This is a genomic window from Leeuwenhoekiella nanhaiensis (assembly GCF_002744755.1).
GTDB lineage: Bacteria > Bacteroidota > Bacteroidia > Flavobacteriales > Flavobacteriaceae > Leeuwenhoekiella > Leeuwenhoekiella nanhaiensis.
The window spans coordinates 379,170-397,646 of sequence record NZ_KZ319289.1 but is presented as its reverse complement, the minus strand read 5'-3'; the positions used below and the strand labels follow the sequence as shown (position 1 = coordinate 397,646).

Sequence of the window (18,477 nt, the reverse complement as noted above, 5' to 3'; positions counted from 1 at the left end):
TGCCTTAAAAATAAAGGCGCTTGCTATCGCTTACCTTTAAAAGAAAAATCAGAATTATGAGCACCAAAAATTTATCCAGTACCGAAGCTTTAAAAAAGCTTAAAGAATTAGCCACTTCTATCGACTTTGCCTTTATGGCCACAGACCTTTCAAACCAGCCCATTGATGCGATACCTATGTCTACAAAAAGGGTTGACGATGATGGGACCATATGGTTTTTAAGCAATGCAAACAGCGATCACAATGCAAATATTCAAAAAGACGCTATAGTGCAATTGTTTTACTCAAAGCCCGGAGATTTTGAATTTTTAAGTGTATACGGTGAGGCAGGTATTACGCGTGATCGCGCTATTCTTGACGAATTATATGGTAAGAGTGATGATGCGTGGTTTGAAGGTAAAGACGACCCTAATTTAACCGCTATTCGATTTAGACCTACAAGTGCACAATATTGGGATTCAAAGTCCAACAAACTGGTAAGCCTTCTTAAAATCGCATACGGTGCAGTTACCGGTGAAAAAACAGATTTAGGTGAAACCGGATCCTTAAATGTCTAAACCATTAATCCTGGGTGGTGATTAAAACCAGCGTGCGATTTCTGGGAGACGGATAGCCCATAATGCTATCTATAGATTTAACGAAATGAATATTTTTAGCCTGATCTAAAATACTCTTTTTGTAATCTTTAAAGCTGGCCAGAGGTAAATGCTGACCGTCAACCATAAAGACATAATAGTCTGCATCACGACGGGTTAGCGCATATTCCACCTGCATTTTTAATTCTTTAAGCGCTGTCTTTTTTGAGAAATCATTCCAGGTATCTTTAGGTGCTGAAGTTTGTAAAAGTAGTTCATCGGGTTTTTCAGTTTGCGCACTAATCTGGGTAAAAGGCAGGGTTAAAAAACCGATTAAAAGAATGAGTTTCATTAGATACGTATCTTAATCTCTAAAGGTAAGAAACTTTTAAATTTCAAAATCCTTTACGGTATACGTACTTTTGCAACATCAAGAAACACACTAACTATGAAAGCATATATCTTCCCGGGACAGGGAGCACAATTTACAGGAATGGGTAAAGATGTTTATGAAGCATCTGCAACGGCTCGTGAATTGTTTGAAAAAGCAAATGAAATATTAGGTTTTGACCTGACCAAAATAATGTTTGAAGGCACCGCCGACGAGCTTAAAGAAACTAAAGTAACGCAACCGGCTATTTTTCTGCATTCAGTGGCGCTTTTCAAAGCTTTGGGTGATGAGGCTCAGCCTCAAATGGTCGCCGGGCATTCGCTTGGTGAAATTTCGGCACTTGTAGCCAATGGGGTTTTGGGTTTTGAAGACGGATTACGTCTTGTAGCCCAGCGGGCTCAGGCCATGCAAAAAGCCTGTGATAATGTACCTTCTACTATGGCGGCCATTTTAGGTCTTGAAGATGAACTGGTAGAAGCTGTATGTGCAGATGTAGATGGTGTAGTAGTGGCTGCAAACTACAATTGCCCCGGTCAGCTAATTATTTCAGGCGAAATTAAAGCGGTGGAAGAAGCCTGCGAGCGACTGAAAGAACGCGGTGCCAAACGAGCCTTATTGCTTCCTGTGGGTGGCGCTTTTCACTCCCCATTAATGGAGCCTGCACGCGAAGAACTTGCTGCTGCGATTGAAAAAACCACGTTTAGCGAACCCAGCTGCCCTATTTATCAAAATGTAAGCACAACTGCAGTAACCGATCCTGCAGAAATCAAAAAGAATCTGTTATTTCAGTTGACTGCACCCGTAAAATGGACACAAAGTGTTCAAAATATGCTGAAAGACGGTGCGACCGAATTTATTGAAGTTGGTCCCGGTAAAGTATTACAGGGTCTGGTAAAAAAAGTAGATCGTAATGCGGAAACCAGCAGTGCTACTGTATAACTTTTGAAGTTTATTGCCTGTAAGTATAGGTAAACCAATTTTGAAAAATCGTTACTTTAAGGTAAACATTTATTTACCCTTTGGCCAGAGGCCAATAAAAAAGCCCGGTAAAACCGGGCTTTTTCTATATTTCTCTAAAGAGATTACATGTCGTCGTTTCCTTCAACTTCGTCTTCTACTTCCTGAGCACCTTCTTCTACAGCAGCTTCAGTCTCGTCAGCAGCTTCTTCAACAGCGTCTCCTGCTTCATCCATAGCATCACCCATGTCATCAGCAGCACTTTCCATTGCGTCTTCAGCTTTTTCTTCAGTTGTTTCGCGACAAGCAGAAACAGAAACCATTAGTAAGAGTGCGAAAGCACTAAACATAAATTTTTTCATAATCGTATTAATTTAATTAGCGTTAATTGCTGTCAAATGTATATAATAAATATAGGCTTATTCTTAAATTTTATTAAATTTTTCATCGATTTACATTTTTGATAAAAATTATGCAACAGATCCTATAAATTAATGATTATAAGTATTTTGAATTTTAGTTTTTTAAAATTCCCGTTAATTTGAAAACCAAAAAAGCATCCTAAAATGAGATTTTAAGATGCTTTTTTTGAGTTGGAATAGGCTCAAAAAGGCCAAATGATATTAATTACATATCATCATTCCCCTGAATTTCATCGTTAAGTTCATCAGCGCCTTCCTGAATAGCATCACCCGTTTCTTCGGCCGCGTTCTCAATGTCTTCACCTATTGCTTCTACTGCATCTTCGGTTTTTTCCTGAGTTGTTTCTCTACACGAGTAGGTCGTGGCTACGATTGCAAGCACCGCTAGACTTAAAAAAATACGTTTCATAATAATGGTTTATTGTTTAAACTAAAATTACTCAAATATCCTTAATATGGATTTTTTTCATTTAAGTATTTCCAATAACGTTTGGGCACGTGTCTTAAATGCAATTTTTTGTTCACCCGGCTTTTGATACCCGTACTTTTAAAGTAATCCTGCCACATTACATCGTAGCATTTTTCTTCCTCGTGGGTAATGGCATCCAGGTTTTTTAGCCTTTCAGAATCAAGATTTATAAAATCTACTTTTTGTAGATCGTAATAAATTCCATAATTGCGCTTTAGGTCATAGATCATAAAAACCTGATCAGCGTACCTGCTTTTAAAGTGTTTGGCAATAAGCGGAAGCACATTAAAATCAGGTTCTATTACGGCAATATAGGTATCGTCCTGGGCTCGTTTAAATCGCACAAATGCCTCCATCCTATGCTTCTCACGGCCTACTTCTTTAGTCCAGTTCGCCAATTGTAAAATCGCCGGATGACCATAATCCTTCTCATTTTTAGTTTTTAAGACATAACGTACCGCTTCCAAAATTGTATTTTCAGCGCCAGATGCTTCTCTCAAATATGCTTTATAAATCATTTGCCTGAGAAGGCTGAACGGTTTCAATCCCCGCCAAACGCGATCAGCCTTGCCTGTATCGGTATAGACCGTGACATCTTCACTGAAAAAATCAGGCTGTAAGTCTGTTTCCGGAATAATAGTAACCTGTTGCAGGCGTTCCTCATATACCTGAAAAATGGCGGTGAGCAAGCCCTCAAAAGTTTCGTCGTAAACAAGTCTGGTCATAAGCTATTTAGAAAAGTTGCAATTGCTGATTGTACATCTTCTGATACTTGCTTTGGCTGCTTTGCAAAATCATACTTTTGATGCGTTGCGGTTCCAGGTCCCTGCGTTCCCAGTCTTTAGAATCACACACCATAAAATACTTAGCCCGATTCATCGCAATCCCAATGGCTTTAAGGTGCTCCCAATTCAGTTTGCGATACTTGCGGGCATTCAAAATTTTATAAACCGATTTCATTCCCAATCCCGGTATTCTAGCAAGCATACGCTTATCTGCTTTATTGATATCAACCGGAAAAAGGTGCAGATTGCGCAACGCCCAGCTGAGTTTAGGATCGATATCCACATCCAGATTGGGATGGTCTTTATTGAGAAGCTCGCGAACATCAAACCCATAAAAACGCAGTAACCAATCGGTTTGATACAAGCGATTTTCGCGAAGCATAGGCACTTCAGTTCCTAAAGCGGGAAGTCTGTTATCTTCCAAAACAGGCACATATCCGGAATAATACACTCGTTTCATCTTATATGTGCTGTAATAATGCACCGCACTGTACATAATATCTTTATCACTTTCTCCCGTCGCTCCAACAATCATCTGCGTGCTTTGCCCTGCAGGTGCATAAACAGGTGTACTTCTCAGTAATTTCTTTTCGCTTTTATAGATCGCGATATTGTTTTTAACCGTTTCCATGGGCTTGATGAAGTCCTTATGATCTTTCTCAGGAGCCAAAAGTTTAAGACCCGAAACGGTAGGAATCTCTATATTTATCGAAAGTCGATCTGCGTAAAGCCCCGCCTCTTTCATCAGTTCATCACTACAACCCGGTATAGATTTGAGGTGTATATACCCATTGAAATTTTCTTCGAGACGCAGCTTTCTAGCCACAGCAATCAGTCGCTCCATCGTATAATCAGGACTGGAAAAAATCCCGCTGCTTAAAAACAAACCTTCAATGTAGTTACGCCGGTAAAAATTAATCGTAAGATCTACAACCTCCTGAATTTTAAAACCTGCGCGCTTGATGTCATTACTCTTTCGACTCACACAATAGGCACAATCAAAAATGCAGTGGTTAGTCAACAAAATTTTTAAAAGTGAAATACAGCGTCCGTCCTCGGTATAGCTATGGCAGATACCCATCCCACTACTGTCTCCCAATCCTTTATTTGTATTGGTTCGCTTGCTACCACTGCTGGAGCAGGACACATCGTATTTTGCCGCGTCGGCAAGTATGTTCAACTTTTCGCGAATGCGCTCAAAATTCATAGCCTCAATTTTTATCCAACTCTTAGAAGGCTTCCGTACAACATATTCCAGATGACTAAAGAATTGCTGAACTTAGATTTGGATTATTTACGAAAATAAAGAATTTTTCCATATTACGGATTTTTTCCTAACTTTAATTAGGATTTATTCCGATTAATACTATTTTTACGTTATGGGAATCAACGATGTAACTGGCGATATTCGCCGATTTAAACAGATACGGGAAGAACAAAATCTCACGCAAACCGAGTTTGCGGAGGCTTTAGGCATTAAAAATTCTACGGCAGACATTGAGCGTGGAAGAACAAAACTGTCCGGCCAGATAGTCACCGAATTGTTGCGCCTGTACAACGTAAATCCGTTGTGGTTATTCGGGTACAGCAATCAGAAATTGCTACACGCCGGTAAAGGAGACGTAAGTCCTAAAGTGGTAACCGTAGACTCTGCAGATCAGGAAAACCTGGTGATGGTAAACCAAAAGGCTGCTGCCGGTTATCCTCAAAATGTTCAGGATGTAGAATGGTATCAGCAGTTACCGGCTTTTGATTTGCCGCTTCCACAATACCGAAATGCCACCTACCGCGGTTTTCAGGTGGAAGGAGACAGTATGCTGCCTAATTTTATGCCTGATGACTGGGTCCTGGGGAAAGCTGTTGCCAGCATGAATGAGGTAACCTCAAATAAGGTTTATGTTGTGGTTATGCCCGATGCCGTTGTAGTTAAAAAACTGCAGAAGTTACCCGATCCTTCCAAGGTTCTTCTCATTTCGATCAATCAGGAATACGTGCCTTATGAAGTGCAGGTGAGCGATATTCAGGAATTGTGGCAGGTTAACAGCAAGCTTACATTTAACCTTGATGCTCCATCAGAAAGCAGTTTGTTGCGGGAGTTACAACAAGGCATGGAAGAATTAAAAAATCAGATGCGTAATCTACAATAACCTAAGCGTAATAATTTTGAAGCGCAAATCACAGATATTTCGCACTAACCCATAAAAAAACCACCGGATTTCCGGTGGTTTTCAGTTCAAGTGATTTCAACTTAGTTGTCTACTTTAATTTTGGTTTCGCCGTCAGCGTCTTCCTTAATTTTGACCTCCTTATCGTCAGTCTCCATTTTAAGTTTATAATCGCCGTCGTCAGACTTTTCTTTTATTGTAGCGCCATCTTCCTTCATTTCTTCAATCAGTTTTTCCTTTTCGCTTTTTTCGCGACAAGAAGTTACTGACAAAGTCAAACCGAGAAGCACCGCTGCTAAATAGGTATAACGTTTCATATTTCGCTTATTTATTATCGTCTCCGATGTTATCGATCTCCTGATCAATTTCTTTATTAACTTCCTGATCTACTTTCTTAGCAGTACGCTCCAAAATTCCTTCACGCTCTGCTGGTCTTTCAACTTCAACTTCTTTTACTATAACCGTTTCTTTTTCCTTGTCTTCAGCTTCCCTACATGAAAAAGTTGCAAGAGCAGAAAGGCTTAAAGTCAGAAATAAAATTGCTTTTTTCATAATTAATTAGGTTTTATTCAATAGTCAAAAGTAGCAGGATTTTGATTTCGTGGGCAGATCACAATTATAAATGATTGCCAAAACTAGCTTAACAATGCGTTAAATACGTGTGTTTTAGCCCTTTCCCAGAGGGAATACAATTAATTTTAGTGGAAAAATGAGCTTTTATAAATTGTATGATTTTCTACGGGAGTTGCAGAAAAATAACGCCAAAGAATGGATGGATGAACACCGCGGTGAATATCACGAAGTACGTGATTTTTACATTGACTGGTTAAATAAAATGGATATGCGGCTTGCAGAAGTAGATCCTGATTATCATCCCACCACCGGCAAGAAAGCCATTAACCGCATTAACAACAACCTGCTCTACCATCCCAACAAACCTGTATATAAAGACCATTTTGGTGCAGGACTCGATATGGCTCCAAACCACGGAGACTTTTATATTCATCTGGGAACTTCAGAAAGTTTTATTGCTGGCGGGTTTTATAAACCGAAAAATGACCTGCTGCATAGCATAAGACAGGCTCTTGATTACAATGGCGAAGAGTTTATTGAAATTCTGGAGAAACCCTCGTTTAAGAAGAAATTTGGCAGTCTGATAGATGATGGCGATAGCCTGAAAACAGCTCCAAAAGGTTTCTCACAGGATCATAAGTATATAGAATTGCTGCGCTTGAAATCATTTGCTGTGCAATATGATCTTACTCAGAAAATAGTGACCGGTGATGACTTTGAACGAATTGTAGTTGATGTTTATAAGGAAATGCTGCCCTTTCGCAAGTACCTCAATCAGGCAGTGAGCGTCTGAGAGTTCAGATAATTCATGATCTCCTGAGTTGCACCCGTCTGACTGGAGATAAAATGACCGGCAATCATTCCGGTCTGATTTCTGAAATCTTCTTCAGAAACCAGTTTATTAAGTAAAGTCTCAGTTTCGGTTGCATCAGATACAGTGAAAAGTCCGGCGAGCCTTCGTAAATCCTGTGCCTCCGGAAATTTATCGATATGTGTACCTGTAATTATGGGAATACCGAAGGTTGCCGGTTCCAAAATGTTATGCAGACCCGTCGTACCCGCAGCTCCGCCCACATAGGCTATATCTGCGTATGCATAAACCTTAGTAAGGAGTCCCACGTGATTTAAGATTAAAACCTCGGCCTCTGGCAAATCTTTTTGTTTGTAGTCTGAATAGTTGACGCTTTTTCGCTTAAGCTGTTTAATAAAGTCTGCTATTTGCTCGGCATCAATTTTATGGGGAGCAACCACTACCTTGATGCTCGTACTGTTTATAAAATCAATCAACAGCTTTTCATCCTCAGGCCAGGTGCTTCCGCAAACCAATAACAATTGATCTTGCTTAAAGTCTTCTATAAATTGTAGCGAATTGTCATAAGTACGCTGTCTTGATACGCGGTCGAAACGGGTATCTCCGCTTACCGATGCATTGGTAAAACCCATTTTTTTTAAAGCTTTCAATGATTCTTTATTCTGAAGGAAAAAATGCCTGAACGTATTAAGACTCTGCTTCATCCAGCTGCCGTACCACTTAAAAAACGGCTGACTCTCCCTAAAAATCCCTGAAATAAGCAACGTATGTACGTCGTGAGTTTTCAATTCCTCCAAAAAATTAGGCCAAAATTCATATTTCACAAAGAGCACCAGTTTGGGGTTGACCAGTTTTACAAATTTCCTCGCATTTACCGGGGTATCCAAAGGCAGGTAAGTGACTACATCGGCAAGAGGTGTGTTTTTACGAATGGTATATCCCGATGGCGAGAAAAAAGTGAGAACGATTTTAGCGGTAGGATAGTTTTTGCGAAGCTCTTCAAGTACAGGAACCGCCTGCTCATACTCTCCAAGAGAGGCCGCATGAACCCATATCACCTGATCACCTGGATTAAGATCTGATTTTAATCTGGAAAAAACACCCTGACGTACCTGCCTGAATTCCTTCAGCTTAGCACTAAAGAACCCTAAAACCGGCAAAAGCCATTCAAAGACCTGTATAAAAAAAGAATAGAGCTGTCGCATACCGGCGTAAAAGTAGCCTTTTCCTCAAAAAAAGACATTGGGTATAGGGTGCAGATTTCGTACTTTCGTATACCGAAGATTTTCTTATTTACAGGCTTAATTGCCATTCTTAGTTCTATTTTTTCGGCATCAATAAATTAATACCAGCCCTTAAGAGGCCCCTAAATAGTTGACAAAGCCCAGCCCCAATCAGCGTTTGATTTTAAAAGGCCTGGCAAAATTTTACTAGATGAAAAAAATTCAAATGGTTGACCTTAAAGGTCAGTACGAACCCATAAAAGAGCAGGTAAACCGCTCAATTCAGGAAGTTATAGATACCACAGCATTCATAAATGGCCCTGAGGTTCACGGTTTTCAAAAAGAACTTGAGGAGTATTTAAATGTGAAACACGTCATCCCTTGCGCAAACGGCACCGATGCCCTGCAGATTGCTATGATGGGTCTGGGGCTCAAACCGGGCGACGAGGTCATCACGGCCGATTTCACCTTTGCAGCAACTGTAGAGGTTATTGCACTTTTACAGCTTACACCAGTACTGGTTGATGTCAATCCTTACGGTTTCAATATTGACGTAGAGGCCATCAAAAGAGCGATTACCCCTAAAACAAAAGCCATTGTACCGGTTCATCTTTTTGGTCAGGTTGCAGATATGGATGCCATTATGGAAATCGCTGACGAGCATAACCTGTTTGTTATCGAAGATAACGCTCAGGGTATTGGCGCCAATTACACCCGCAGAGACGGGTCAAAAGTCAAAACAGGAACCATCGGTCACGTAGGCAGCACTTCGTTTTTTCCCTCAAAAAATCTGGGATGCTACGGTGACGGCGGTGCAATATTTACCAACGAGGATGATCTGGCTCATACGCTGAGAGGCATTGTGAATCATGGTATGTACGAGCGCTATCATCACGATGTGGTAGGCGTAAACTCGCGTTTAGATTCGATTCAGGCAGCAGTGCTTCGGGCAAAGTTGCCTCATCTGGACACGTACAACGCCAAGAGAAGAGAATCGGCTCGTAAGTATACCGAAAGACTGAAAGATCACGATAAAATAACGACTCCGCTCATTTGCGATGTATGTGATTGTCATGTTTTTCATCAATATACCTTGAGACTGAAGGACTGCGATCGCGATGGGCTTGTAAAACACCTCAATTCGAAAGATATCCCTTGCGGAGTATATTACCCCATCCCGTTACATAGACAAAAAGCCTACACAGATTCTCGCTACAATGAAGCCGATTTTAGTGTAACTAATCAACTGGCGAAAGAGGTTATTTCTTTGCCTATGCATACCGAACTGGATGACGAGCAGATTGCATACATCTGTGACAGCATCCTGGAATATTTAAATGCTTAAAACCTGAAACTATGCGCAACGTACTTGTTTTTATCGCCCTAACTTTTTGTTATCTCAATGCTTTAGCACAAACCACATACATTCAGGCGGGTAAAATATTGGATGTAAAATCCGGCAAAATGCTAAAGGAAAAAACGATTGTCGTAAAAGCAGATACGATTGCAGACCTACTTGACGGATATCAGTTTGGTAAAGGCACTATTATCAATCTTCAGAATAAAACCCTTTTACCCGGTCTCATTGATATGCACGTGCATATTGAAAGCGAAACCAGTCCAACGAAATATCTGGAAACTTTTACCCTAAACGATGCCGATGTAGCTTACAATGCGCAGCTGTATGCTCAAAAAACCTTAATGGCGGGCTTTACCACGGTAAGGGACCTGGGTGGCAGCGGCATTAATGTCTCTTTACGTAATGCTATTAATACAGGCAAAGTTACTGGCCCACGAATTTTTACAGCAGAAAAAGCCATTGGAACCACAGGGGGTCACGCCGACCCCACTAACGGATACAAAAAAGAACTTATGAACGATCCCGGACCTAAAGAAGGTGTCGTAAATAATACAGATGATGCCCGTAAGGCCGTGCGCCAACGGTATAAAAATGGAGCCGACTGGATCAAAATTACGGCTACCGGCGGGGTACTCAGTGTCGCTAAAAACGGTCAAAACCCGCAGTTTACCTCAGAAGAAATTGAAGCCATCGTGCAAACGGGTAAAGATTATGATCTTCAGGTTGCGGCACATGCCCACGGCGATGAAGGCATGCAACGCGCCATCAAGGCAGGAGTAAAAACTATTGAACACGGCACACTTATGAGTGAAGAAACCGCTGATCTGATGGTCAAATATAACACCTACTATGTTCCTACACTAAGCGCTGGAAAGTACGTGGCAGACAAGGCTCTCATAAAAGGCTATTATCCGGAAGTGATTGTGCCCAAAGCCCTTGAAATAGGTCCGCAACTTCAAAAAACATTTGCGATGGCCTACAAAAAAGGAGTTCCTATTGCCTTTGGAACAGATGCCGGAGTATTCCCTCACGGTGAAAATGCAAAGGAATTTATCTATATGGTTGAAGCCGGAATGACACCGCTTCAAGCCATTCAAAGTGCAACACTTACCAGCGCAGTGGTTTTAAAGGCTGAACAAGATCTTGGTCAAATCGCCACAGGCTTCAAAGCTGACATCATTGCCGTGGACAACGATCCCCTTGAAGATATCAGCACGCTTACTAATGTGAGCTTTGTAATGAAAAATGGGGAGGTTGTTGTGAAGGAATAAGTAGTAATCTTATTAAAACCAGGTTACTTTATCTTCAATCGGTTCACGATCTCCCTGAGGATTTTCATCCCGGTATTCACCCAGATAGAAAAAGCCCAGGCAGCGTTCACCTTCTGCTAGTTTTAGTTCTTCCTGCATATCACTAATGTAACCCGGGGAACTCCAATAGCCACCCAAACCTAACTCGCCGGTCAACAGCCACATATTTTGTACAGCCATCGCCGTAGCCGCAATTTCCTCCCATTCGGGAACGCGGTCTTTTAGATCGCGTTGCATACAAATGGCAATAACAGCACCACTACTCATCACTTTTTCAACACTTTTCTTCAGTTTAAAAGACGAAAAATTCTTTTCCGGAGTGGTACGCGTATAGGCAGCCGTGATCTTATCAGCTAAAAGAGTTAATGATTCTCCCTGAAACACTTTAAACCGCCATGGATTGGTTTTTCGATGACTCGGAGCCCAGTTTGCTGCTTCCAGTAATTGCAAAATCTGATCTTTACTCAGGTTCTGGCTCGTAAATTGATTGGGAAAAATAGAACGACGTGATTTTAGTATATTTAAAAGTCTCAAGCTTTACTAGTTTAATAGGTGAATTCAAAAGTAAGAAATGGCTTCAATTTTTATTAAATAAGGGAATAACAATAGCTAAAACAATGATAAACAGGAAAAACCCCCTTAAGATATAGACGTTTTTTACGTGTAAAATCTCATTAATTCCATTAATTTCGTGATATTTACAGCCCCTAAATCTAAAATTGAACCTATTTATATGGTCATGCAGGTCAACTTCAAAATTCTGCTTCTTACGTTATTCGTTTTCAGCGGCTTGTTTACAATTCAGGCTCAGGAGAAAGAATTAAGTAAAGCGGATAAAAAATTTGAAAGCTACGCTTTCATAGATGCTCAGAAAATCTATCTGCGCCTTGCCGGTGATGGCTATGAATCGCCAGAACTTTTTCAAAAACTAGGAGACTCTTACTATTTCAACGCTAAATACGAAGAAAGCGCGCAGTGGTATGCAAAACTTGTAGACCGCTATCCTGACGCTGTCTCTCCCGAACATTTATTCCGTTATGCGCAGGCCTTAAAAGCGCTTCAGAATTACAGCAAGTCTGATGAAATTATGGAAGCTTTCAGAAAAGCTAAAGGCGGAGACAGCCGTGCCGAGCTTTTTGAAGAAGAGCCTGATTATCTGGAAGACATAAGCTATTCTGATAGTGAATATGAGGTTGAAAATTTGCGCAGAACCAACTCCCGTTATTCAGATTTTGGGCCTATGTTTTACGAAAACAAGCTCATTTTCTCTTCGTCACGGGACACGGGAACAACGAAGAAATACGTACACAAGTGGAATAATGAGCCTTTTCTTGATTTTTATCAGGCTCCAATAGATCGGGAGACCGGTGAACTTGGCACCGTCGAAAGATTTGCAGATAAGCTTAACAGCCGATATCATGAGTCTTCGCCGGCTTTTACCAACGATGGCAGAACCATCTATTTTACCCGTAACAATTATGCGCAGGGTGTAAAGCGCACAGATAAAAATGGAACAATCAGGCTTAAAATCTATAAGTCTGAAAAGCGCGGAGACAGCTGGTCTGATCCCGTAGAACTTCCATTTAACAATGATGAATACTCGGTATCGCACCCGGCTCTAAGCCCCGATAATAAAAAGTTGTATTTCGCTTCAGATATGCCCGGCACAACCGGCTTCTCTGATCTTTGGGTAGTTGATATTTCAGGCGATAATGAATACAGCGAGCCTCGTAATCTGGGACCCAAGGTCAATACAGAAGGCCGCGAAAACTTTCCATACATCAGTAAAAAAGGTAATCTTTATTTTTCTTCTGACGGCAGACCGGGACTCGGAGGATTAGACATTTACGTGGCCGCCACCCGCAAAAACGGAGATATTGCCTACATCATTAATCTGGGCAAACCCATAAACAGTCCGCAAGACGATTTTGCTTTTATCGTAGATGAGTTTAGTAATACCGGCTACTTTTCTACCAATCGGTATTTTGGGATGGGAGGCGATGATATTTTCAGATTCACCCGTACAATAAAAGTAATACCCGAATGTCGCACAAGTATCGTAGGGACTATTCGAGATGCCCAGACCCTATTACCTATCGCTACCGCTACGGTAAGCGCGCTTGATCTGGATGGCAATGTTTTACAAACAACTGATGTGGACGAGAACGGTAAATACGAACTCAACCCACTGTGTAATACTGAAATTCTGATCAGAGCCGAAGAGCCCGAATATTATTCTGCAGAAGAACTCGTCACAACTCCACTTGAAAATAAAAGCAAAACGGTTGATCTTAATCTCGAACCAAGAATCACCCGTATAAATCCTGGAGATGACTTGGCTAAACTTTTAGATCTTGCACCTATTTATTTTGATTTTGACCGCTTCAATATAAGACCTGACGCCGCACTAGAGCTGGTAAAAGTACTGGCAGTGATGGAATCAAACCCTACTCTTGTAGTGGAAGTACGGGCACATACAGACAGCCGTGGTGGAGATGCCTATAACCTGACCCTGTCAGATAAGCGCGCTAAAGCAACTGCAAATTACATTGTAAGCAGAGGAATTGATCCCTCACGTATTAGCGGGCAGGGCTTCGGAGAAACCCAACTTAAAAATGAGTGTTCTAACGGGGTTGATTGTACTGAAGAAGAGCACCAATTAAACCGAAGATCTGAGTTTATAGTAATTGAATATTAAATAAAAAGCTTCAGGTTCTTGAGGAGCCTGAAGCTTTTTTTAACTAAAACCTTAGCGTTTAGTTGTTTGATTTTGTGCTGTCCTGCACGGTTTTCTTCTTTCCAAACAAACTTCCCAATACATCCTTGACTGCTTTTGATGCCGTGTTTTGGATAACACTATCTCTTTTTGTTGGGGTCGTTCCGGTTTGTGTAGAATCTTTAGGTTTTGCACCTCCACCCAAAATTCCGCCTAAAACATCTTTGATTTTATCTTCTCCCTGTTGACCTAATTTTTCCTTTTGGGTGGCGATGATCTGTTGAGTGAGGCTTGAAACAGCCTGCTGCGTATTGACACCCACCTGAGGATTTGTAAAACTGCCGGTTAGTTTAATAGGAAGGTCTACGGTATACTGATCCAGATTTTGATTGCTCAAACCTGCGAGGGCACCTCCTAGTTTAGATCCTAAATAGGTTCCCGGCACATCCAGATTTAAGGTATAATTCATCGTATTTTCTAAACTATGCGTACCGCTCACGCCCACGTTAATTCCTTTGATGTTGAAATCGAAAGGTTTTACGGTAACCAGGCCATCCTGAAAACTGAATTGGGTTTTTAGATTACTGAGGTCGAGCCTGTCGAGGTTGATGAACTCTAAATTGGTGTCAAGCAGCTGAAGTAATTTCATTTTTTCAGGATTTACTTCAACGGTAAGCAATTGTGCTAAAGCATTCCCGGCAAGACTGGTCAGCACGGGAGTAAGGTCATCATTCAGATTTCCGTTTAAAGTAATAGTCGTGTTTAAAGCTCCCTGAAGGGCTTTTGCGATAGGAGCCAATTGCTGAAACATTTCCAAACCTTCAAAAGATTCACTAATACTTACGCTACTTAGGTTTAAATCCATCCCAAAAGTTGGAGTTGCCGTCTTAGTACTTACATTTCCGGTAAGTGCAATCCTTCCACCAAAAAGATCAGATTGTATATTAGTTAGACGGGCGGTCTCATCAGCAACGGATAGATTTCCTTTTACATTTTTTAAAGTGATGTTATCGTAAATTACCGTTCCGGCTGCGAAATCAATCCCCGCATCCAGGAATGATGGAATCTTAATCGCTGTCTCTGCCGAAGCTTTTGCCGTTTGCGTTTTGGGAGTATCAGAAGCTACAGGCTCTTCAACTACACTGAAGTCCGCCAAATCAACGGTATTTGAATTTACCGTAAAACGGCCTTTCAGGTTCTGTTTGGAAAGCAAAAACGGAATCAGGTTTTCAATACTACCCTTAGCACTAAGATCCGTCTTTCCGGTTTGAGCTTCCAGATTTTGCAGACTTATCGTTCCCGGATTGAAACTTAGATTCGCTTCTGCTACGTTTAGCGCATTCGGTAACTCTGGCGATACGTATTTAAAATCTTTTAAGCTTGCAGTTCCGCTACTTTTAATGTTCTGATACTGTTCTTTATCTACACTTTCCATATCAAAAGAAGTAGTCATATCTACGGTTAGCATTCCGTTAATATCCTGCTCCAGTTCAAGAGGGTAAGCTTTCTCCAGATTGGCAAGGTTAAGTCTTCCCTTAAGGGCCAAATCGATAAGTGCATTTGTCGTGAGTCGCTTGATAGTTCCCTTAGCATTAAAAACATCCTGATCTATTCTAAAATTCAAATTGTTTAAGCCTAAATAGGTGTCGTCGACATTACCGGTCTCATTCACAATACGCGCATCAATGATGATATCCTGTACCGTTTTGGGCAGATTAGGATATTTAAATGAGGCGTTATTGGATTGAATTTCGATATTCAACATCGGGATACGCTCTTCATCAACAACACCATTAATACGGCCATTCACAATAAAATCTCCGGTTGTGGTCACCCCATCCAGATTTTTGGCATAGACCTCCGGGATTACCTGCAAAAAGTTTTTAAAGTCGCTTGATGGGGTTTTAAATGAAAGATCGAGCTCATTGTTGGTTTCATTAACCTGAACAAATCCTTCAAAAACAAGGGGAAGCTGATTTACTAAAGCTTCATTCTCTTTAAACGTATAGCGCTGTTGGGGCAAATTCATTTCAATCACTGCATCCAGGGCGATTTTGTTTTGGTTTAAATAGTTTACACCATCAAAATCAAAAGATGCTAACGCATTGGTTTTGGTAGTGAGATTAGAGACATCTGCCGAAAAATCACCACTCCCCTCGTGATTCACTTCACGTAACCGTAAATAGGTTTTAGTACTTTCATCAAGATAATTAATGCGCGAATTGGTAATCGCATATTCCTGCACTTCAAAAACAAAACTCCCGGACTGATCTGCAAGTGTGTCGTTAACCGCACCCGGATTTTCTTTAGCTATGTCGTAATTGGCGTTACCCAGACTATCTACTTTAATATTTACATAAGCCCGGTCTAAGGCAATTGCATCAACTGCTATAGGCTTATCTGTTGAAGTTTTAAACAACTGCTTTACTCCCATCTCAAGCTCGAGCAACTCGCCTGCTGCCAGGGTATCTCCTGCAAAAGGTTCGTGGTTTATCACCGTGAAGTTTTTTACCTGTACCGTTGCATCGGGAAAACTACTGAATAAGGTTAGGTCGAATTCTTCCCAATCTACCGTAGCATTGAGATTTTCATTGATAGATCGCTTGAGCAGATCTTCAAGCTGGCTCCTAAATAAAAAGGGAGCGGCAATAAGGGCTAGTAAGACAACGCCCAGTACAATTGCCAGTATTTTAAATATCTTTTTCATCTTTTTTTTACTTAAAAATGCCGCCTGTCATAGCGGCCTACATTCATTGATTACTAGACCTCTTCGATCTGTTGATAATGATTAACATCACTACCTATTTCTTCCCCTGGAGCTAAATTGAAGCGTTTGCGAAATAAAAACACGCCCAGATATAAAAACGGGGTATCACAAATAGCAACCAGAACTTTGAATAAAAAACCACTTAACAGTAAGGAGCCAAAAAGCGCCCAGTCTATTTTACCGAAACTGCACAGTAAAAGCAATACAGTAGCCGTATCAACAAACTGACTGAAAAAGGTGGAGAAGTTATTTCGGATCCAGAGATGCTTGCCTTTGGTAAGCTTTTTCCAAAAATGAAAAAGCTGAATATCTATATATTGCGCAAACAAATACGCCATCATAGACGCCATAACGGCAACTACAGTAGCTCCAAATACTTTATCAAAAAGCGCATTATCTACCGGAGACCAGCTGGTAGCAGGCACAATAGCCGAGGTATATACAATTAACAACGAAAAAACTGAAGCAAAGATGCCCGCGGTTACTACCTGATTGGCTTTTTTCTGCCCATAAATTTCACTGATTAAATCGGTTATTAAGAAGGTAATGGGATAGGGTAGAATACCCACTGAAATCTCAAAACGATACAATCCGAAAAAATCCCAGTAAAAAAACTTCTGAAAAATAAGGTTAGAAACTACCAGAGAACAAATGAACAGAGCTCCCAGAATAAAATAAATGCGGTAGGCCGCAAGTGCATCGCGCTGGTTTAAGGTCTCTTGCGTCAATCTTGTTTTGATTTGCTTTTGGTTCTTGTCAAAATTAGCAGAATGTAAAGGGCTTTTACTTAAATTGCTCTTAAAATATATTAAGCACACACTCCTATTAACTCGCTACAAAACATTTACTTATCTCTGGGAAGCAATCAGGGAAACTCCTTTGATAATCTGCAAAAAGCAGTTGATTTACTGTTTAACAAACTTGGTGTTATCAAGCAGATTTCACCGGTTTATAAATCTAAATCCTGGGGATATGAAGGTCAGGATTATCTCAACTGCACGCTAAGTATCGGCACACGCCTTCAGGCTGAGGATGTTATAATTACCTGCCTTGAAATTGAGAAACAACTGGGTCGTAAACGCGGAAATACTTCAGAGTATGCAGACCGTGTTATAGATATCGACCTGCTTTTTTATGAGGATCAAATTCTTGAATCTCAAGCCCTAATCCTTCCGCACCCCAGACTGCATCTGCGTAATTTTGTTTTGCTTCCGCTTTGCGATATAGCTAAAGATTTAAGGCATCCGGTTCTTAACCAGAGTATGGAAGAGTTGCTAAAAGCATCACCTGACGAAGCCTCTTTGGAAAGACAATCCAGATGGCTCAGAAATCCACAGCAGGAATTCCCGCTCAGTAACTTCAATTACATCACTATTGAAGGAAATATTGGCGCCGGTAAAACCACGCTATCAACGATGATTGCTGAAGATTTTAATGCCAAGCTGATCCTGGAACGCTTTAAAGACAATCCCTTTTTACCTAAATTCTATGAAGATCAGGCGCGGTATGCCTTTCCGCTTGAAATGTCTTTTTTAGCCGATCGCTATCAGCAACTCCTGGATGACATAGGTCAATATGACTTATTTAAAGACTTTATGATTGCCGACTACGACAGCTACAAGTCACTCATTTTTGCACGGGTAACCCTGGCAGAAGAAGAATATGCGCTTTATAAAAAACTGCATCAGATTATGTATAAAGAACTGGTAAAGCCAGATTTATACATTTACCTCTACCAAAACACCGAGCGTTTATTAGCAAATATTAAAAAAAGAGGAAGGGATTACGAGCAAAACATTTCTGAAGATTACCTGCTTAAAATCAATCAGGGCTATCTCAACTGGATAAAAAACAAAGCTCAGGATAATGTGAAAATTATAGACATCTCAGAACTTGACTTTGTAAAAAACCGGGAAGACTATTTAAGTATTCTAAGGCAGTTTAGTTGAACTC

The 18,477-nt window shown here is 40.8% G+C and carries 19 protein-coding genes and 1 pseudogene; 9 read left to right on the top strand and 11 right to left on the bottom strand.

The window, feature by feature from the left end:
• Positions 1 to 56: 56 nt before the first annotated feature.
• Positions 57 to 557, top strand: a complete 501-nt coding sequence (locus CJ305_RS08335; protein ID WP_099645800.1) for a pyridoxamine 5'-phosphate oxidase family protein — start codon at positions 57 to 59, stop codon at positions 555 to 557.
• A 4-nt stretch (positions 558 to 561) separates the two neighbouring features.
• Here CJ305_RS08335 and CJ305_RS08330 read toward each other — a convergent pair whose 3' ends face one another.
• Positions 562 to 927 (bottom strand): hypothetical protein, encoded by a 366-nt coding sequence (locus tag CJ305_RS08330; protein ID WP_099645799.1) that lies wholly within the window; start codon positions 925 to 927, stop codon positions 562 to 564.
• Positions 928 to 1,023: 96 nt separating this feature from the next.
• Between CJ305_RS08330 and fabD the strand changes: the two genes are divergently transcribed.
• Positions 1,024 to 1,905 (top strand): ACP S-malonyltransferase, encoded by an 882-nt coding sequence (gene fabD, locus CJ305_RS08325; protein WP_099645798.1) that lies wholly within the window; start codon positions 1,024 to 1,026, stop codon positions 1,903 to 1,905.
• Positions 1,906 to 2,048: 143 nt separating this feature from the next.
• On the opposite strand, the gene CJ305_RS08320 is transcribed toward fabD, so the two are convergent.
• The 4 genes from CJ305_RS08320 to CJ305_RS08305 all read right to left on the bottom strand — a co-directional run bounded on the left by CJ305_RS08320 (position 2,049) and on the right by CJ305_RS08305 (position 4,806).
• Entirely contained in the window at positions 2,049 to 2,273 is a 225-nt protein-coding gene (locus CJ305_RS08320; RefSeq protein WP_223248833.1) for a hypothetical protein, read from the bottom strand.
• Positions 2,274 to 2,550: 277 nt separating this feature from the next.
• Positions 2,551 to 2,754, bottom strand: a complete 204-nt coding sequence (locus tag CJ305_RS08315; RefSeq protein WP_099645796.1) for a hypothetical protein — start codon at positions 2,752 to 2,754, stop codon at positions 2,551 to 2,553.
• A 41-nt stretch (positions 2,755 to 2,795) separates the two neighbouring features.
• The gene (locus tag CJ305_RS08310) at positions 2,796 to 3,539 is read right to left on the bottom strand and encodes a TIGR03915 family putative DNA repair protein (protein WP_099645795.1); all 744 of its coding nucleotides are present in this window, start codon (positions 3,537 to 3,539) and stop codon (positions 2,796 to 2,798) included.
• Between the two features lie 7 nt (positions 3,540 to 3,546).
• Positions 3,547 to 4,806: a putative DNA modification/repair radical SAM protein gene (locus tag CJ305_RS08305; protein WP_099645794.1), complete on the bottom strand. Its 1,260-nt coding sequence runs from the start codon at positions 4,804 to 4,806 to the stop codon at positions 3,547 to 3,549.
• 172 nt (positions 4,807 to 4,978) lie between these two features.
• Between CJ305_RS08305 and CJ305_RS08300 the strand changes: the two genes are divergently transcribed.
• Positions 4,979 to 5,746, top strand: coding sequence for a LexA family transcriptional regulator (locus CJ305_RS08300; RefSeq protein WP_099645793.1), 768 nt, complete (start codon positions 4,979 to 4,981; stop codon positions 5,744 to 5,746).
• Between the two features lie 101 nt (positions 5,747 to 5,847).
• Here CJ305_RS08300 and CJ305_RS08295 read toward each other — a convergent pair whose 3' ends face one another.
• The gene (locus CJ305_RS08295; RefSeq protein WP_099645792.1) at positions 5,848 to 6,081 is read right to left on the bottom strand and encodes a hypothetical protein; all 234 of its coding nucleotides are present in this window, start codon (positions 6,079 to 6,081) and stop codon (positions 5,848 to 5,850) included.
• 7 nt (positions 6,082 to 6,088) lie between these two features.
• Complete coding sequence (locus tag CJ305_RS08290) at positions 6,089 to 6,316, bottom strand: hypothetical protein (RefSeq protein WP_099645791.1); 228 nt, start codon at positions 6,314 to 6,316, stop codon at positions 6,089 to 6,091.
• A gap of 157 nt (positions 6,317 to 6,473) precedes the next feature.
• Between CJ305_RS08290 and CJ305_RS08285 the strand changes: the two genes are divergently transcribed.
• Positions 6,474 to 7,130, top strand: coding sequence for a DUF2461 domain-containing protein (locus CJ305_RS08285; protein ID WP_099645790.1), 657 nt, complete (start codon positions 6,474 to 6,476; stop codon positions 7,128 to 7,130).
• On the opposite strand, the gene CJ305_RS08280 is transcribed toward CJ305_RS08285, so the two are convergent.
• Positions 7,112 to 8,353, bottom strand: a complete 1,242-nt coding sequence (locus CJ305_RS08280; RefSeq protein ID WP_099645789.1) for a 3-deoxy-D-manno-octulosonic acid transferase — start codon at positions 8,351 to 8,353, stop codon at positions 7,112 to 7,114. The genes CJ305_RS08285 and CJ305_RS08280 overlap by 19 nt on opposite strands.
• Before the next feature lie 229 nt (positions 8,354 to 8,582).
• Here CJ305_RS08280 and CJ305_RS08275 point away from each other — a divergent pair, with 229 nt between their 5' ends.
• Positions 8,583 to 9,716, top strand: coding sequence for a DegT/DnrJ/EryC1/StrS family aminotransferase (locus CJ305_RS08275; protein ID WP_099645788.1), 1,134 nt, complete (start codon positions 8,583 to 8,585; stop codon positions 9,714 to 9,716).
• A gap of 11 nt (positions 9,717 to 9,727) precedes the next feature.
• Positions 9,728 to 11,002, top strand: coding sequence for a metal-dependent hydrolase family protein (locus CJ305_RS08270; protein ID WP_099645787.1), 1,275 nt, complete (start codon positions 9,728 to 9,730; stop codon positions 11,000 to 11,002).
• A gap of 12 nt (positions 11,003 to 11,014) precedes the next feature.
• Here the strand turns inward: CJ305_RS08270 and CJ305_RS08265 are convergent, their stop codons facing one another.
• The gene (locus tag CJ305_RS08265; RefSeq protein ID WP_099645786.1) at positions 11,015 to 11,575 is read right to left on the bottom strand and encodes a nitroreductase family protein; all 561 of its coding nucleotides are present in this window, start codon (positions 11,573 to 11,575) and stop codon (positions 11,015 to 11,017) included.
• A 199-nt stretch (positions 11,576 to 11,774) separates the two neighbouring features.
• On the opposite strand from CJ305_RS08265, the gene CJ305_RS08260 reads away from it, so the two are divergent.
• Positions 11,775 to 13,739, top strand: coding sequence for an OmpA family protein (locus tag CJ305_RS08260; protein ID WP_223248832.1), 1,965 nt, complete (start codon positions 11,775 to 11,777; stop codon positions 13,737 to 13,739).
• Between the two features lie 58 nt (positions 13,740 to 13,797).
• On the opposite strand, the gene CJ305_RS08255 is transcribed toward CJ305_RS08260, so the two are convergent.
• Positions 13,798 to 16,464 carry an AsmA family protein gene (locus CJ305_RS08255; protein ID WP_099645785.1) on the bottom strand — a complete coding sequence of 889 codons (2,667 nt, stop codon included), beginning with the start codon at positions 16,462 to 16,464 and terminating at the stop codon, positions 13,798 to 13,800.
• 53 nt (positions 16,465 to 16,517) lie between these two features.
• Complete coding sequence (locus CJ305_RS08250; RefSeq protein WP_099645784.1) at positions 16,518 to 17,252, bottom strand: queuosine precursor transporter; 735 nt, start codon at positions 17,250 to 17,252, stop codon at positions 16,518 to 16,520.
• Positions 17,253 to 17,348: 96 nt separating this feature from the next.
• Between CJ305_RS08250 and folK the strand changes: the two are divergent.
• Together folK and CJ305_RS19785 are read left to right on the top strand one after the other, a co-directional pair.
• A pseudogene (gene folK / locus CJ305_RS19790) lies at positions 17,349 to 17,741 on the top strand (2-amino-4-hydroxy-6-hydroxymethyldihydropteridine diphosphokinase); the annotation flags it as partial.
• A 45-nt stretch (positions 17,742 to 17,786) separates the two neighbouring features.
• Complete coding sequence (locus tag CJ305_RS19785) at positions 17,787 to 18,473, top strand: deoxynucleoside kinase (protein ID WP_317044000.1); 687 nt, start codon at positions 17,787 to 17,789, stop codon at positions 18,471 to 18,473.
• The last annotated feature ends 4 nt before the right edge of the window (positions 18,474 to 18,477 follow it).

Excerpts from the sequence above, each read along its gene's own strand:
- CJ305_RS08335 (WP_099645800.1), top strand. The coding sequence starts at position 57 with ATGAGCACCAAAAATTTATCCAGTACCGAAGCTTTAAAAAAGCTTAAA.
- CJ305_RS08330 (WP_099645799.1), bottom strand. The coding sequence starts at position 927 with ATGAAACTCATTCTTTTAATCGGTTTTTTAACCCTGCCTTTTACCCAG.
- fabD (WP_099645798.1), top strand. The coding sequence starts at position 1,024 with ATGAAAGCATATATCTTCCCGGGACAGGGAGCACAATTTACAGGAATG.
- CJ305_RS08320 (WP_223248833.1), bottom strand. The coding sequence starts at position 2,273 with ATGTTTAGTGCTTTCGCACTCTTACTAATGGTTTCTGTTTCTGCTTGT.
- CJ305_RS08315 (WP_099645796.1), bottom strand. The coding sequence starts at position 2,754 with ATGAAACGTATTTTTTTAAGTCTAGCGGTGCTTGCAATCGTAGCCACG.
- CJ305_RS08310 (WP_099645795.1), bottom strand. The coding sequence starts at position 3,539 with ATGACCAGACTTGTTTACGACGAAACTTTTGAGGGCTTGCTCACCGCC.
- CJ305_RS08305 (WP_099645794.1), bottom strand. The coding sequence starts at position 4,806 with ATGAATTTTGAGCGCATTCGCGAAAAGTTGAACATACTTGCCGACGCG.
- CJ305_RS08300 (WP_099645793.1), top strand. The coding sequence starts at position 4,979 with ATGGGAATCAACGATGTAACTGGCGATATTCGCCGATTTAAACAGATA.
- CJ305_RS08295 (WP_099645792.1), bottom strand. The coding sequence starts at position 6,081 with ATGAAACGTTATACCTATTTAGCAGCGGTGCTTCTCGGTTTGACTTTG.
- CJ305_RS08290 (WP_099645791.1), bottom strand. The coding sequence starts at position 6,316 with ATGAAAAAAGCAATTTTATTTCTGACTTTAAGCCTTTCTGCTCTTGCA.
- CJ305_RS08285 (WP_099645790.1), top strand. The coding sequence starts at position 6,474 with ATGAGCTTTTATAAATTGTATGATTTTCTACGGGAGTTGCAGAAAAAT.
- CJ305_RS08280 (WP_099645789.1), bottom strand. The coding sequence starts at position 8,353 with ATGCGACAGCTCTATTCTTTTTTTATACAGGTCTTTGAATGGCTTTTG.
- CJ305_RS08275 (WP_099645788.1), top strand. The coding sequence starts at position 8,583 with ATGAAAAAAATTCAAATGGTTGACCTTAAAGGTCAGTACGAACCCATA.
- CJ305_RS08270 (WP_099645787.1), top strand. The coding sequence starts at position 9,728 with ATGCGCAACGTACTTGTTTTTATCGCCCTAACTTTTTGTTATCTCAAT.
- CJ305_RS08260 (WP_223248832.1), top strand. The coding sequence starts at position 11,775 with ATGGTCATGCAGGTCAACTTCAAAATTCTGCTTCTTACGTTATTCGTT.
- CJ305_RS08255 (WP_099645785.1), bottom strand. The coding sequence starts at position 16,464 with ATGAAAAAGATATTTAAAATACTGGCAATTGTACTGGGCGTTGTCTTA.
- CJ305_RS19785 (WP_317044000.1), top strand. The coding sequence starts at position 17,787 with ATGGAAGAGTTGCTAAAAGCATCACCTGACGAAGCCTCTTTGGAAAGA.